Source organism: Agrobacterium sp. rho-13.3 (genome assembly GCF_033957765.2).
GTDB lineage: Bacteria > Pseudomonadota > Alphaproteobacteria > Rhizobiales > Rhizobiaceae > Agrobacterium.
Genome location: NZ_CP192774.1, coordinates 728,844 through 743,177, shown reverse-complemented (window position 1 = coordinate 743,177; position 14,334 = coordinate 728,844). Strand labels below are relative to the sequence as shown.

At 57.2% G+C, this 14,334-nt stretch carries 18 protein-coding genes; 15 read left to right on the top strand and 3 right to left on the bottom strand.

Going from position 1 to position 14,334, the window contains the following annotated elements:
• Positions 1 to 98: 98 nt before the first annotated feature.
• The 6 genes from RMR16_RS03700 to rarD all read left to right on the top strand — a co-directional run bounded on the left by RMR16_RS03700 (position 99) and on the right by rarD (position 3,919).
• On the top strand, positions 99 to 467 hold the full coding sequence (locus tag RMR16_RS03700) for an endonuclease domain-containing protein (protein ID WP_320199381.1): 369 nt from the start codon (positions 99 to 101) through the stop codon (positions 465 to 467).
• A complete protein-coding gene (locus tag RMR16_RS03695) occupies positions 464 to 940 on the top strand; it encodes a GFA family protein (RefSeq protein WP_320199380.1) in 477 nt (158 codons plus the stop codon). Before RMR16_RS03700 ends, RMR16_RS03695 begins: the two co-directional genes overlap by 4 nt.
• Positions 937 to 1,404, top strand: a complete 468-nt coding sequence (locus RMR16_RS03690; protein ID WP_320199379.1) for a GFA family protein — start codon at positions 937 to 939, stop codon at positions 1,402 to 1,404. Before RMR16_RS03695 ends, RMR16_RS03690 begins: the two co-directional genes overlap by 4 nt.
• Positions 1,401 to 1,880: a GFA family protein gene (locus RMR16_RS03685; protein WP_320199378.1), complete on the top strand. Its 480-nt coding sequence runs from the start codon at positions 1,401 to 1,403 to the stop codon at positions 1,878 to 1,880. The genes RMR16_RS03690 and RMR16_RS03685 overlap by 4 nt, the downstream gene beginning before the upstream one ends.
• Positions 1,877 to 2,833 (top strand): prolyl aminopeptidase, encoded by a 957-nt coding sequence (pip, locus tag RMR16_RS03680; RefSeq protein WP_320199377.1) that lies wholly within the window; start codon positions 1,877 to 1,879, stop codon positions 2,831 to 2,833. Before RMR16_RS03685 ends, pip begins: the two co-directional genes overlap by 4 nt.
• Before the next feature lie 171 nt (positions 2,834 to 3,004).
• A complete protein-coding gene (gene rarD / locus RMR16_RS03675; RefSeq protein WP_320199376.1) occupies positions 3,005 to 3,919 on the top strand; it encodes an EamA family transporter RarD in 915 nt (304 codons plus the stop codon).
• Between the two features lie 31 nt (positions 3,920 to 3,950).
• On the opposite strand, the gene RMR16_RS03670 is transcribed toward rarD, so the two are convergent.
• Positions 3,951 to 4,571, bottom strand: a complete 621-nt coding sequence (locus tag RMR16_RS03670; protein ID WP_320199375.1) for a TIGR00730 family Rossman fold protein — start codon at positions 4,569 to 4,571, stop codon at positions 3,951 to 3,953.
• A gap of 186 nt (positions 4,572 to 4,757) precedes the next feature.
• Between RMR16_RS03670 and RMR16_RS03665 the strand changes: the two genes are divergently transcribed.
• The 5 genes from RMR16_RS03665 to RMR16_RS03645 all read left to right on the top strand — a co-directional run bounded on the left by RMR16_RS03665 (position 4,758) and on the right by RMR16_RS03645 (position 10,821).
• On the top strand, positions 4,758 to 6,776 hold the full coding sequence (locus tag RMR16_RS03665) for a LysM peptidoglycan-binding domain-containing protein (protein WP_320199374.1): 2,019 nt from the start codon (positions 4,758 to 4,760) through the stop codon (positions 6,774 to 6,776).
• Positions 6,777 to 6,895: 119 nt separating this feature from the next.
• Positions 6,896 to 8,782 carry an ABCB family ABC transporter ATP-binding protein/permease gene (locus RMR16_RS03660; RefSeq protein WP_320199373.1) on the top strand — a complete coding sequence of 629 codons (1,887 nt, stop codon included), beginning with the start codon at positions 6,896 to 6,898 and terminating at the stop codon, positions 8,780 to 8,782.
• Positions 8,783 to 8,935: 153 nt separating this feature from the next.
• The gene (locus RMR16_RS03655; protein WP_320199372.1) at positions 8,936 to 9,634 is read left to right on the top strand and encodes a phosphatidylserine decarboxylase; all 699 of its coding nucleotides are present in this window, start codon (positions 8,936 to 8,938) and stop codon (positions 9,632 to 9,634) included.
• Positions 9,635 to 9,657: 23 nt separating this feature from the next.
• Positions 9,658 to 10,506, top strand: a complete 849-nt coding sequence (pssA, locus tag RMR16_RS03650) for a CDP-diacylglycerol--serine O-phosphatidyltransferase (RefSeq protein ID WP_320199371.1) — start codon at positions 9,658 to 9,660, stop codon at positions 10,504 to 10,506.
• Positions 10,507 to 10,686: 180 nt separating this feature from the next.
• A complete protein-coding gene (locus RMR16_RS03645; protein ID WP_320199370.1) occupies positions 10,687 to 10,821 on the top strand; it encodes a hypothetical protein in 135 nt (44 codons plus the stop codon).
• A gap of 163 nt (positions 10,822 to 10,984) precedes the next feature.
• On the opposite strand, the gene RMR16_RS03640 is transcribed toward RMR16_RS03645, so the two are convergent.
• Positions 10,985 to 11,746: an SOS response-associated peptidase gene (locus tag RMR16_RS03640; protein WP_320199369.1), complete on the bottom strand. Its 762-nt coding sequence runs from the start codon at positions 11,744 to 11,746 to the stop codon at positions 10,985 to 10,987.
• A 4-nt stretch (positions 11,747 to 11,750) separates the two neighbouring features.
• Positions 11,751 to 12,074: a YnfA family protein gene (locus tag RMR16_RS03635; protein WP_320199368.1), complete on the bottom strand. Its 324-nt coding sequence runs from the start codon at positions 12,072 to 12,074 to the stop codon at positions 11,751 to 11,753.
• 140 nt (positions 12,075 to 12,214) lie between these two features.
• Between RMR16_RS03635 and RMR16_RS03630 the strand changes: the two genes are divergently transcribed.
• From RMR16_RS03630 to RMR16_RS03615, 4 genes are all read left to right on the top strand, one after another.
• On the top strand, positions 12,215 to 12,637 hold the full coding sequence (locus RMR16_RS03630) for an NUDIX hydrolase (RefSeq protein ID WP_320199367.1): 423 nt from the start codon (positions 12,215 to 12,217) through the stop codon (positions 12,635 to 12,637).
• A 57-nt stretch (positions 12,638 to 12,694) separates the two neighbouring features.
• Positions 12,695 to 13,129, top strand: a complete 435-nt coding sequence (locus RMR16_RS03625) for a TIGR02301 family protein (protein ID WP_320199366.1) — start codon at positions 12,695 to 12,697, stop codon at positions 13,127 to 13,129.
• A 104-nt stretch (positions 13,130 to 13,233) separates the two neighbouring features.
• Entirely contained in the window at positions 13,234 to 13,491 is a 258-nt protein-coding gene (locus tag RMR16_RS03620; RefSeq protein WP_111841631.1) for a hypothetical protein, read from the top strand.
• Positions 13,492 to 13,505: 14 nt separating this feature from the next.
• Entirely contained in the window at positions 13,506 to 14,252 is a 747-nt protein-coding gene (locus tag RMR16_RS03615) for a hypothetical protein (protein WP_320199365.1), read from the top strand.
• Positions 14,253 to 14,334: the final 82 nt, after the last annotated feature.

Here is a 14,334-nt window from a genome sequence, read left to right as displayed (position 1 = left end):
CGGCAGGACAGAGGGGGGTGCCTTGCCGCAATCTCCCTGTTGCGCTTTGTGCGCTCGTGTAAGAACTTCTCGTTACAACCCAAACCGGCGAGCCGTTCATGCCCCACACAGATGTAAAGCCGCAGCATCGCACAAACGCACGTAAGATGCGAAAGAGCATGACGGATGCGGAGGTAAAATTGTGGAATGCGCTTCGAGCCCACAGGCTTGAAGGACTAAGCTTCAGGCGACAATTGCCTATTCTCGGATATATCGTTGATTTCGCTTGTCCCTCGCATAAGCTGGTTGTCGAACTCGATGGTTTTCAACATGCGGACGAAACTGCCATGAATTATGATCGTCAAAGAACCGCCAATCTTCAGCAACATGGCTGGACCGTTATCCGCTTCTGGAACGATGACATTCTCAAAGACATCGACAATGTTTGCCTCCATATTCTGCGGGTCATAGAGGAGGACCAACCATGACAATTCACACCGGCGGATGCCAGTGCGGTGCTGTGCGGTTTCGGGTCGAGGCTGAGCTGGAAGACAGTTCTATTTGCCACTGCCGCATGTGCCAGAAGGCATTTGGTGCCTATTATGCCCCGCTGGTTTCCGTGCGCGGGACGGATTTCAAATGGACGCGAGGGGAGCCTAAGCGTTTTCAATCTTCCAGTGTGGTGCAACGGGGTTTCTGCGCAGATTGCGGCACGCCGCTGACCTATGAAGCACCAGATGGCATGGCGATTGCTGCGGGCGCATTTGATGATCCGTCCGCTTTGCCGCCGGTCATGCAGTGGGGTGTTGAAAAGAAGATCGGCTTTGTGGACAGTCTGCACACCCTACCCGCAGTAGCAACGGAAGAGGATTTGACGTCGGTGGACTATCTGGCCGATCTTGTGTCTTATCAGCACCCGGATCACGATACGGACAGTTGGCCCCAGGAGAAGAATCAATGAGCGATGCAGGTTATTCCGGCGGTTGCCAGTGTGGCGCGGTGCGGTTTCATGCGGGCAAGCTTGGCCGCCCTTCCATCTGCCATTGCCGCATGTGCCAAAAACATTTCGGCAATTTCTTCGGCGCGCTGGTCACAGCCGATCAGGCGCATCTGACATGGACACGCGGCCAGCCGAGCCTGTTCCGCTCTTCGGCCAAAATCCATCGCGGTTTTTGCAACAAATGCGGCACGCCGCTGACCTATCATCACCCCGGCGGCGTGGAGATTGCCATCGGTGCATTCGACCATCCCGAACAGATCGAGCCGCAGGTTCAGGTCAATGCGCATCTGCAATTGCCGTGGATCAAGACATTGTTTGAGAAGCCTTTAATAGAACAAAGCGTCGATCCGGCAAGCATCCTCTCCTACCAGCACCCGGATCACGATACGCACGTCTGGCCGCCTGAAGACAATGTGAACCAATGAGTGCAAAGGCATTTTCCGGCGGATGCCAATGCGGGGCGGTGCGTTACAGGATCGACGGAGATCTTCGGTATCCGCATGTCTGCCACTGCCGCATGTGCCAGAAGGCATCCGGCAATTATTTCCTGCCGCTGGGCGCGAGCAGTCGTGACCGCTTTACGCTGACACGCGGCGAGCCCAACTGGTTTCAATCGTCCGACCATATCAGGCGCGGCTTCTGCGCCTCATGCGGCACGCCCCTGTTTTATGATAGTCCCGGCTTGGATTTCATCAATGTCACGCTTGGTTCACTGGATGAGCCACAGAGCGTGTTGCCGCAGGCACAATCGAATCTTTCCAACAAGATGAGCTGGTTTTCTCATCTCGATACTTTGTCCGTTGAGCCGGAACCGGCGGATGGCGCGGGCCAGACCGTCAAAAACCGCCAGCATCCAGACCATGATACACAGCATTGGCCACCACAGGAAAAGACAGCATGAGTGAAGAATTGCGCAGCTTTTATCCGGAGATCGAACCCTTCGAGACCGGGATGCTGGATGTGGGTGATGGGCATGTGATTTATTGGGAGCGCGTCGGCACCAAGGGTGGCAAGCCTGCGGTCTTCCTGCATGGCGGTCCCGGTGGTGGCGTCAACCCGACACAGAGGCGCGTTTTCGATCCTGCGCTTTATGATGTGATCCTGTTTGACCAGCGCGGCTGTGGCCGCTCCACGCCGCACGCGCATCTGGAAGCCAACACCACATGGCACCTGGTGGCGGATATCGAAAAACTGCGCGAGAAATTCGGCTTTGACAAGTGGCAGGTCTTTGGTGGCTCCTGGGGTTCGACACTGGCTTTGGCCTATGCACAAACGCACCCGGAGCGCGTCAGTGAACTGGTGCTGCGCGGCATCTATACGCTGACGAAGCCGGAGCTGGACTGGTACTACCAGTTCGGCGTTTCGGAAATGTACCCCGATCGCTGGGAAACCTTTATCGCACCCATTCCTGAGGCAGAGCGCGGCGAGATGATGGTGGCCTATAACCGCTATCTGACCGGCACGGACCAGAAAAAGAAGCTGGAATGCGCCAAGGCGTGGAGCCAGTGGGAAGGTGCGACGATTGCGCTTGTGACGGACCAGAGCCGCGTGGATGATTTTGGCGAGGAGCAATATGCCATCGCTTTTGCGCGCATCGAAACCCATTTCTTCGTCAATGCCGGTTGGTTTGAAGAGGGTCAGCTGCAACGCGATGCCTATAGACTGAAGGATATTCCCGGCGTTATCGTGCATGGAAGGTACGACATGCCCTGCCCGCTGAAATATGCCTGGCAGCTTTCAAAGGCGTGGCCGAAGGCCGATTTGCAGATTGTCGAGGCGGCGGGTCACGCGATGAGCGAACCGGGCATTCTCGACCAGCTCATTCGTGCGACGGACCGTTTTGCCGGGAAATAAAAGGCGCCTTTTCAATGCTTTCGGTGCGCCGCCTGATATTTTGATTCAGGCGGCGTAGTCATTTTTTCAGCAAATGAAGCTTTTTTCATCACAAGCTTCACTGAAATGAATTGGTGTATAACCGCAAAGAGGAATAGTCCGGGGCAATTCCAGTCAGATTGGCAGTTTTCCATGGCAATGAACCAGACAATTCCGGCCCCGCAGTCTCGCGATAGCCTGCACGGCTTCGCCTATGCGCTCACCGCCTATATCCTGTGGGGTTTTCTGCCGCTTTATATGAAGGCCGTCGCGCATGTCTCGCCATTTGAGGTCATTGCGCACCGCGTCATTTGGTCTGTGCCAATTGCCGCATGTGTGCTGATTGCGCTTGGTCGTACGGCTGAAGTGAAGCAGGCGCTGACCTCGCCACGCATGTTGGCCATGGCGTGCCTCACGGCAACGCTGATCAGCCTCAATTGGGGTGTCTATATCTGGGCCATTGGCTCCGGCCATGCGCTGGACGCTGCCTTGGGGTATTTCATCAACCCGCTTTTCAGCATTTTTATGGGCGCCGTGCTGCTGAAAGAAAAACTCTCCCGCATACAATTGGCGGCCATTTCGCTTGTGGTGCTGGCCGTGGCGCTGCTCACCTGGCACGCTGGCACTGTGCCATGGGTGGCAATTGCGCTAACCGTTTCATGGGGTTTTTACGCCTTCTTCCGCAAAACCCTGCCGATTGGCCCCACTCAAGGGTTTCTGCTGGAAGTGCTGCTGCTGTCGCCAATCGCGCTGGCCTATATTCTGTATCTGGGCCTCAGCGGGCAAGCGCACTTCCTGTCTGAAAGCACAGTCGATACATGGCTCCTGGCGGCCAGCGGCATTGTCACCGCCACCCCGCTCATCTTTTACGGCAATGGTGCAAAACTGCTGAAACTCTCCACCATCGGCATCATGCAATACATCGCCCCGTCGATCATCTTCATCATCGCGATCTTCGTCTTCAAGGAGCAGTTCGACACGGTGCGGCTGATTGCCTTCATCATGATCTGGTCAGCACTGGTGATCTATACGGCACCGAGCCTGATGCGAAACAAGGTGGCGAAGTAGGCCGAAAGCCGACTTCGCCACGCTCGATCGTTTAAAGCTGTGAAATCACCGAGGGGTCGCCTTCGGGGTTTTGCTGTGACGCGGCGCGCTCGATGATCGCAGGCACGATATTCGTCACATCATCGATCACCAGCGGGTTGAGCAGGTGGGCGCGGTGGATGAAGCCCTGATCGCGCATGTGGCGGATCAGTTCCAGCATCGGATCCCAGAAACCATTGATATTGGCAAAGACCATCGGCTTGGCGTGACGTCCGAGCTGCGCCCAGGTCATGATCTCGACGATCTCTTCCAGCGTGCCGATGCCGCCCGGCAAGGTGACGAATGCATCAGACCGCTCAAACATCATGTGCTTACGCTCATGCATGTCCTGGGTGATGATCAGCTCGTTCAATTGTCCGAGAGAATGGCGTGTGGCCTCCATATCAACCAGAAATTCCGGTATGATGCCCGTGACTTCGCCGCCATTGGCCAAAACACCGCTGGCAACAGCGCCCATGATGCCTTTGGTACCGCCGCCGTAAACGAGGCGAATGCCATTTTCGGCGATGGATTTTCCAAGCGCGCGGCCAGCGTCCATGTAGGCAGGGTCACGTCCGGGTTGGGAACCGCAATAGACGCAGATGGATCGAATCGTTGTATTTTCTTCAGTCATGAAGGGAAGGAACTATGGGCAGAGCAATTCGTCAAGAAATTTGGCTGCCTAAAAAATGGCGGCAAAGAAAATTTGGGTGGATCATAGGCTGGAAACGCTGCTTTTGCGGGGCTGCCGCTTGTGCGCGCACGACTTAAACGTTAGCTATCGCAACTTATAAACAGGAAAGTTACCCGGAGATTGATGATGAACAACAAAAGGGCCGGACTGCTGGCGCTTATCGTGCTTGGCGTCGCGACGCTGCTGATGGTCTTCTTCGTTCTTCCACGTCTGTCCAGCGACGACAAGCCGATTGGTGATGCCATCAATCAGGCCGGAAACGCAGTCAAGAACAGCGTGGAAATGGGTAGCGAAAAAGCGGGCGATCTGCTGTCGGATGCCGCCAAGGACACCGCCAATATTGCCGACAAGGTCGGTCGCTTGGCTGCATCGGCCACCCAGTCCATCAAGGACATGACGGGCCGGTTTGCAGACAACAAGGTTCCCACCAATGAAGAGTTTGCTGCCGACCGCAAAAAGGTCGAGGACTCTTTGAAGGAGCTGGAAAACGTCGATATTCCGGACTCTCTCGATGAAACAACCTCGCGCCTGATTACCACGGCCCGCACGGCGGCGGAAAGAACGATCGCCTTCCTGCGCGGCCTGCCGACAGATGCAACGGCCGCTGCGGCTCAGGTACGCCGCCTTGCCGGTGTATTCACGGGAACGGACGATGGTGCTGTGTTGCCGCAACAGCCTGCTGCCGCAACAGCCCCAACACCTGCGCCCACCAACGCTGCGCAAGTCCCCACATTCGATGTTCTTCGCGTCGAGCCGGATGGCTCCGCTGTCATCGCGGGCAAGGCTGCACCGGGATCGAAGCTGGAAATCGTCAACAATGGTCAGGTGATTGCGCAGACGACGGTTCAAGGCAGCGGCGATTTTGCTGCCGTGCTCGAAAATCCTCTTCCTGCCGGCGACCATGAAATCATTCTTCGCGCCACGGGCAAGGATGGTCAGGCTGCACAGTCTCAGGAAATCGCAACGGTTTCCGTGCCTGCACAGAAAAGCGGTGAACTTCTTGCCATGGTGACCACACCGGGCAAGGCAAGCCGCGTGCTGACCATGCCGGAAGCGGCACCGCCAGCGCTACAGCCGCAAGCCGCGACCCCGGCCCCGGCTACGGTTCCTGCGCAAAATTCAGCGACACAGCCTCAGACGGCAGCCGCTGCACCCGCCGAAACGGCACCATCTGCCGCACCCGTGCAGGCGGAGGTTCCGTCCATCCGCGTTGTCGCAGTGGAGTTTGAAGGCTCGAAAATCTTCGTTGCCGGTTCCGCGCCTGCAAGCACCAATGTCCGCGTTCTGGTCGATGACAAGCCGCTTGGCAGTGCCAAGGCCGAAGCCTCCGGCAGCTTCGTGATCGAAGGCAATGTCGATCTCACCGTCGGCAACCACATCGTGACGGCTGAGGCGCTGGATGCGGCTGGTAATGTGACCATGCGCGTTCGCGTGCCATTTGTACGCCCCGTCACGGATCAGGCAACCGTTGCCATGCAACAGGCGCCGTCCGCACCCGCGACAAACGCGCCATCCGTTCCCGGCGTTGTCAGCGACCGCACGGCGTTCGAAGCTTTGCGGGTTGAAGTGACGAAGGCGTTTTCCATTCTTTCCGGTCTCTACAAGGATGGCAAAACACCGGCGCTGGATGAGGTTGCCGCTGCGAAATCCGCAACATCGATTGCACTTCGCTCGCTGTCTGAGTTCCGCACCGCGGCAACGGCAGATGCTGCCTTCACGGCCTTCGTGGGGGATATTGCTGCCAAGGCCCGCGCCTTGCTGTCGGTCATCGATGGATTGCCGAATGATGTTGCCGCGATTGGCAAGCAGATTGCTGGCCTCACCGGTCGCTTTGCAGAGCTGAATGCTGCGCTACCGGCCACGGCCGAACCGATCTCGGCGCAGACCACGACAGGTCCAAAAACCTTCGAACAGGCACCGTTGGCCCACAGCGACAGTGCGGTCATCATTCGCCGTGGTGACACGCTGTGGCAGATTTCGCGCCGCGTTTATGGTCAGGGTGTGCGTTACACCACCATCTATCTCGCCAATCAGGACCAGATCAAAAATCCGGACCTGATCGAACCCGGCCAGATTTTCGGTGTGCCTGAAAATGCCTTGCCGAATGCGGAAGAACTGCACCGCAAGCGCCTGACCGGACAGTGATCTCAACCTGCGCGGCATTGCAAAGGCGATGTGCGAATATTATCTAACGTAAAAGACGGCGGCACACATGTGGGCCGCCGTCTTGCTGTCTGCATTCCCCGCAGACGCCGGAGCAAAGCATGAGCAATAACAAAAAGACGATTTCAGCGGATTCCAGCAATCCGACCCAGACGCTTCGCAATCTTTGGCCCTATATGTGGCCAGACGGCAGGCCAGACCTGAAGATGCGTGTGATCTGGGCAACCGCCTTTCTCATCCTTGCAAAGCTGGTGCTGATTTCCGTTCCCTATTTCTTCAAATGGGCAACGGATGCGCTGAACGGCAAAATGGATATTGCAGGCCTCGTTCCGGTTTTCCTGCTGGGTGCCGTTGCACTGGTCATCGCTTATAATCTGACGCGGCTTATTCAGGTGGGCTTGAACCAGTTGCGCGACAGTCTGTTTGCCAGCGTGGGTCAACATGCGGTGCGCCAACTGGCCTACAGAACCTTCGTGCATATGCACAAGCTTTCTCTGCGCTTTCATCTGGAACGCAAGACGGGCGGGCTGTCGCGCATCATAGAGCGCGGCACGAAGGGTATCGAAACCATCGTCCGCTTCACCATTCTCAACACCGCCCCAACCTTCATCGAATTCCTGCTGACCGCCGTAATCTTCTGGCTGTCCTACGGGTTCTGGTACGTGGCGATCACCACAGTCACGGTCTGGGCCTATATCTGGTTTACGGTGAAGGCCAGCAATTGGCGCATCTCCATACGCCGTTCCATGAATGACAGCGACACGGACGCCAACACCAAGGCCATCGATTCGCTGTTGAATTTCGAAACCGTCAAATATTTCGGCAATGAGGATATGGAGGCCCGCCGCTTCGATAGCTCCATGGCGAAGTACGAAAAATCCGCGACCGCGATCTGGACATCGCTCGGCTGGCTGAACTTCGGCCAAGGCGTGATCTTCGGCATTGGTTCGACCGTCATGATGGTGATGTCGGCCATGGCCGTGCAGCGCGGCGAACAGAGCATCGGTGACTTCGTGTTCATCAATGCGCTGCTGTTGCAGCTTTCCGTTCCGCTCAACTTCATCGGCTTCGTCTATCGTGAAATTCGCCAGGGCCTGACGGATATCGAAGAGATGTTCGATCTGCTGGAAGTGGAAGCCGAAGTGGTGGATGCGCCCCATGCCAAACCACTGCAAATCGGCGCTGGCGCACTCTGTTTTCGCGACGTGCATTTCGCCTATGATGCGGAACGCCCCATCCTCAAGGGCATTTCTTTTGACGTTCCCGCAGGCAAAACCGTGGCCATCGTCGGCCCTTCCGGCGCTGGAAAATCCACCCTCTCCCGCCTCCTCTATCGCTTCTACGATATTCAGGACGGCGCGATTACCATCGACGGGCAGGATATACGGGATCTGACGCAAAAGAGCCTGCGCGCCGTCATCGGCATGGTTCCGCAGGATACAGTGCTGTTCAATGATACGCTGGCCTATAACATCCGCTACGGACGGCCCAGTGCGACGGACGCCGAAGTGATTGCCGCGGCCAGAGCCGCCCAAATCAGCGGGTTCATCGATAAACTGCCGCACGGTTTTCAGACCATGGTGGGCGAACGCGGCTTGAAGCTGTCCGGCGGAGAGAAGCAGCGCGTTGCCATTGCCCGCACGATTTTGAAAGCCCCGCCCATTCTCATTCTCGATGAGGCGACATCGGCGCTCGACACGCACACGGAACAGGAAATCCAGAGCGCGCTGGATGTCGTGTCCAAAAATCGCACCACGCTGGTCATCGCGCACCGGCTTTCGACGGTCATCAGCGCGGATGAAATCATCGTTTTGAAGGATGGCACCATTGCCGAGCGCGGCACGCATGTCTCGCTGATTGCGGCGGGTGGGCTTTACGCGTCCATGTGGAGCCGCCAGCGGGAGGCCATTCAGGCCGAAGAGCGGTTGCGCGAAGTGCGTGAGAAGGACGATCTGGGTGTCGTGGATCGCGGTGAACCAGCGCATTGACGGGTATAACCCGCCCTCAAGCGCTGCAACACATTGCCCATGAGACTATTTGCCTGTAGTCACCAATGCGTGTTTTGTCGCGTCAGGACATGTATATCGTCGCGCAGCGACTATATAGGCAAGCGATAAGATAAATTCGGAGAAGAAAGATCAATGAGCCTGTTCGACACAATTCGCAACACCATCGTTCCCGTCCATAAGGAAGGTTATGTTTTCGTCGCAGCCTTCTTCGTGGCTTCCTTGGTGCTTGGCTGGATAGCCGAACCGCTGTTCTGGGTGGGTCTGGTTCTGACCGCCTGGTGCGCCTATTTCTTCCGTGATCCGGAACGTGTGACCCCGCAGGACGACGATCTCGTCATCAGCCCTGCCGATGGCAAGGTCTCCGCCATTCAGAGCGTTATTCCGCCGCTGGAACTGGAACTCGGCAAAGAGCCGATGGTTCGCATCTCGGTCTTCATGAACGTGTTCAACTGCCATGTGAACCGCGCCCCCGTGCGTGGCCGCATCATCAACGTGGCTTACCGCCCCGGCCTCTTCCTCAACGCAGAGGTGGACAAGGCATCCGAAGACAACGAGCGCAACGGCCTTGTCATCGAAACAGCGCATGGCAAGGTCGGCGTCGTGCAGATCGCCGGCATGGTTGCCCGTCGCATCGTGTGCTGGGTCAAGCCGAACGAGCCGGTGGATGCCGGTGAGCGTTTCGGCCTGATCCGCTTTGGTTCGCGTCTCGATATCTTCCTGCCAGCAGGCTTCCAGCCGCGCGTTTCCGTGGGCCAGACTGCCATTGCCGGTGAAACCGTTCTGGCAGAATTCGGTTCAGCCAAGGGCGCGGTCGTCAGCCGCCGCGGCTGATACTGAATAAGGGGAAGCACGCCATGGAAACGCCGACGCCTCAGCCAAGCACGAACGGCAAACACGAGATCAGCAATGACAGCGGGCGCGGTCCTCGCCTGCGGGAAATTCCACTCCGTCTCGTCATTCCCAATCTCGTCACTGTCCTCGCCATCTGCGCGGGCCTCAGCGGCGTTCGGCTTGCCTTCGAAGGCCGGTTTGAACTGGCTGTCGGCATGGTGCTGCTGGCGGCTTTCCTTGATGGCGTCGATGGGCGGCTGGCCCGCATGATGAAGGCGACATCGAAGTTCGGCGCACAGATGGATTCGCTGGCCGATATCGTCAATTTTGGTGTGGCGCCGGCTTTGGTGGTCTACGCCTATCTGCTGGATCACACCCCGTCCTTCGGATGGATCGCTGCGCTGATCTATGTCATCGCCGCAGGTCTTCGCCTCGCCCGCTTCAACGTCATGATTGAACGTGAAGTCAAAGCGCCATGGCAAAACGAGTTCTTCGTCGGTGTGCCCGCCCCCATGGGTGCCATGCTGGTGCTTCTGCCGGTCTATCTCGGTTTTCTCGGCATCGAACCCACCAAAACCTTCGCCTATATCGGCAGCGCTTATACGGTGTTGATTGGTTACCTCCTCATCAGCCGTCTGCCGGTCTGGTCTGGCAAATCCGAAAGCCGCATCCGTCGCGACTTGGTACTGCCCGCCATTTTGGCCGTTGTGCTTTATGTCGCGCTGTTGATGAGCTTCACCTGGGAAGTGCTGGTTTCAACCGTTGTCGTGTATCTCATCTTCCTGCCGTTCAGCGCCCGCCTGTGGCACAAGCGCTATGGCACGTTGACCATTGAAGATGACCATGGTGATGGACTGGATCGCGGGATTTGAGGTCAAGGCAACCGCCAGCTTCATTACGGCTGTTTGATGGCGTTCACCGCACACGAAATGTCGCAGAACGCAATTTTTAATTGATCAAATTCGCCTCGAATTTGTCACGATTTCCCAGGAGAGAGACTGTCAAGAACGCCGTCGAGTCGACGGCTTCAAGGGGAATTTCGGAGACTGAAAATGACGGAAACAAAGACCACCGAGGCACCGGCAAAGCCTGATCTCAACAGCCATTACCGCCCACTCGGCCTGAAGGCCGTGGCCGCCGCAGCGATGATGCTGACGCGCAAGCCAAAGGAGCCGAAGACGGCTTGATTTGACTGTTCAAATCACTCCGTCATCCCGGACTTGATCCGGGATCCAGCTCGATCAAGTCCTTGATCGCAAAAGACTCTTTCCGCAGCGCAGACGCGCTGCGACTGGATGCCGGGTCAAGCCCGGCATGACGGAAAACGAGTTTTAAGGTTGTCTCACCCCATCAAAACAACGACATCTGCCCATCGTCTTTTTTGACCACCTTTGCCGCAGGCTCCAGCCTCTGCGCCACTGGCTCAATCAGGTCCGCCCCCGTATTCGCGACCTTATTGACCTTATCCGACACGGGGATCATCTCGAAAAAATCCTCGTCCGCCGCTTTCATGAGGTCGATAACCTCACGCGGTTCCTGCGTTTTGCAATCCAGCCAACGCGTGAAATCCTCAGGCGAAATCACCACCGGCATACGGTCGTGAATGCGCGCGATGGAACGGTTCGCAGAGGTGGTGAGGATTGCGCCCGTATCGACCTCAGAACCATCCGCGGATGACCATGTTTCCATCAACCCGGCAAAGGCGACGATGCCGCCGTTTTTCGGTTTGATGTAATAGGCTTGTGGCTTGCCGCCCTCGTCTTTCGGCGGTCTGCGCCACTCGTAAAACCCGGTTGCCGGAATGAGAATGCGGCGGTGGCGCATCGCGGCGCGAAACGAGGCCTTGCCGATGGCCGTTTCCGACCGGGCATTGATGAGCAGCGGAAATTCCTTTGGGTCTTTGACCCAGCCGGGCATGAAACCCCAGCGCACCAGCATGGCCTGCCGGTTGGGCAGGTTGCTGCCCGGCTCAGGCTTCGTCCCCTCCACCACGATGAGAATGGGCTGCGTGGGCGCAATGTTGAAACGCCCCGGAAAATCCTCGAGGCCAATCAGATCCAGATAATCGGCGATCTCTTCCGGCGATGCATTCAAAACAAAGCGTCCGCACATGTCCCTATCCTCTTGGGCCAAACAGAATAAGCGATGCGCCGCCAAGGCAAATGATGCCGCCCGCAACATCCCAACGATCCGGCACATGGCCTTCGACACCCCACAGCCAGATGAGCGAGGCGACAATATAAATGCCGCCATAGGCCGCATAGGCCCTGCCCGCCGCCTCTGTCGGCACCATGGTCAGCAACCATGCAAAAGCCGCAAGGCACACCATGCCCGGCAATAGCCAGAGCGCGGACTTTTCCATGCGCAGCCACACCCAGAATGCGAAGCATCCGGCAATTTCCGCCAGCGCGGCTGCGGCATAGATGGCGTAGACTTTCATGTCGGTCCTCAACGTCGAATCGGCTGAATATACCGTGGCTGTGGGGCATAATATCGCAGGCACGACGAATAAAATCGCCTTGCCACTTTTCCTGCAAGGTTGAGCGTATAATCCAGGGCAAGACAGAATAAGGATACCGTATGCCCCTGCCCCAACCGGCCTCATCGGCTATCGTTCGACGTGGCGACCGTGTGCTTCTGGTGCGCCGCATCAACCCGCCGTCACAGGACATGTTTGCATTTCCCGGCGGCAGGGCTGAGCCGGGAGAAGCACCGGATGAGACGGCGCTGCGTGAGCTTCATGAAGAAACCGGCATAACGGCACGTCATCCACAGCTTTTTGCAACCTATGATCTGCCGGGATATGACGCCGATGGCACGCTGACCAGCCACTTTTTTCTGTCGGTTTTCACTGTGGAAGCCGATGACACAGCCCCTGTTTTGGCGGCAGACGATGCTGCGGATGCGGGCTGGTATACGCTTGAGGAAATCCGCGCCCTAAACGCCCCGACAAGCGTTGTGGAATGTGCCGAACGTGCTTTGAGCCAGTTGCATGCGCGCTAGAATCGCGTCTATCTGCGTAAAGTTTCCTGAAATTCCAGATTCGGTCATGCACCACTGATGAAGCCACGGGTTTATGTTTTGCTGTTTCTGGGGGTAAGCGCGGTTTTGCCGTTTGCTACGCACAGTGCTGCGCAGAAACCCGCGCCGGCTCCGCAGAAAACACCTGTTGAAGCCCTGGAAAGCAAACCGGCGCCCTATGACAACCAGCTGGCGCGGCTGTCGGAAATACTGGGCGCGGTGCAATATCTGCGCACGCTTTGCCCGGCAACGGGGTCTGAAGAATGGCGCAAGGCGATGAGCGATCTTCTGGCGGCAGATACCGCCAGCGAACCGCAGCGCCGCCAGCGCATGACTGCTGCATTCAACCGTGGCTATCGGACATTTGCGGCTGTGCACACCAGTTGCACACCGGCGGCGATTTCTGCGGAAGAGCAATACCGTATCGAAGGGGCAACACTCGCGCAAGAAATCGCGTCTAGGTTCGGAAATTAGAGGTTTATTAACCTCTTTTGACTGCGACCCGTGCCGTTTTGATAAAAGACTGTTAGAGTTATTAACAGGGTGGTAACGAGTTGCCTGCCTGTCGAGGATGAAAGATGCAAACAAGCCGTAACGAAATCCACGATATGATCGTGCATGAAAAAATGCAGGTAGCTCTGGAACATCAGAACGAGGCATGGGCCGATGGTATGGCCGATGGCATCGAGCCGGAGATCATCGCAGATGCCGCTATCGCTTTGGCCATGCGCGAGACCATCCGTATGCACGGTGAAGCAGGTGCCGAAGCGATGCTCGAATCCTTGCGCCAGCGTATGCTCGAGGGAGAATTCTCCCCTCACCGCATTATTCAGTAAGCCGGAGTTCAGTCATGTTGTGCTCTAGCAAAGGGCTTTTGCGGTCTTGCGCCGCTCTTTCCTTGATGCTTCCCCTGACGCTATCAGCTGTCAGTCTGCCTCATAACGCCTATGCGCTGTCCGAGCTTCGCCCGGTGCCCAGTACGACGAGCGAAGACAAGCCTGCGGACAAGCAGCAGCCTTTGGAACCCACGCAGGTCGAAGGTGATTCGGACGGCATTCCGATGCCAGACCCGCTGGTAAACCGCCCATCGGGACAGCAGACCGCGCCAGCGCAAAGCGACACACCGCAAATCTCGGCGCAGATCGAACATGATATCAGCAAGGCACCGGAGCCTGTGCGCCGTTTGCGCCAGCTCATCATCGATGCCGCCGCCACCGGCAATATCGAAAAGCTGCGCCCGCTCGTCAATCCCGGCCCCAATCAGGCCCGCGTGGATGGCGATGGCAGCGACGATCCGATTGCTGCGCTGAAAAGTTTTTCCGGCGATCCCGACGGTCTGGAAGTTCTGGCTATCATCATCGACCTTCTGTCCACCGGCTACGCGCATGTGGATGCCGGCACACCGGATGAAATGTACGTATTCCCCTATTTCGCTGGAAAGCCGCTCAACACGCTGACGGCACCGGAGAAGGTAGAGCTTCTGCGCATCATTACGGCGGGTGATCTGGCCGACATGCAGGAATATGGCAATTACAGCTTTTACCGCATCGGCATTTCGCCAGATGGCCAGTGGAAGTTCTTTAGCGCCGGTGATTGATCTCGCTACGCTTGCCGTTGAGGCTTAAAAAACCCAGAACGGTTCCATTTGGCCCGGAAACGGTCTAGCTGTTCGGGTAATA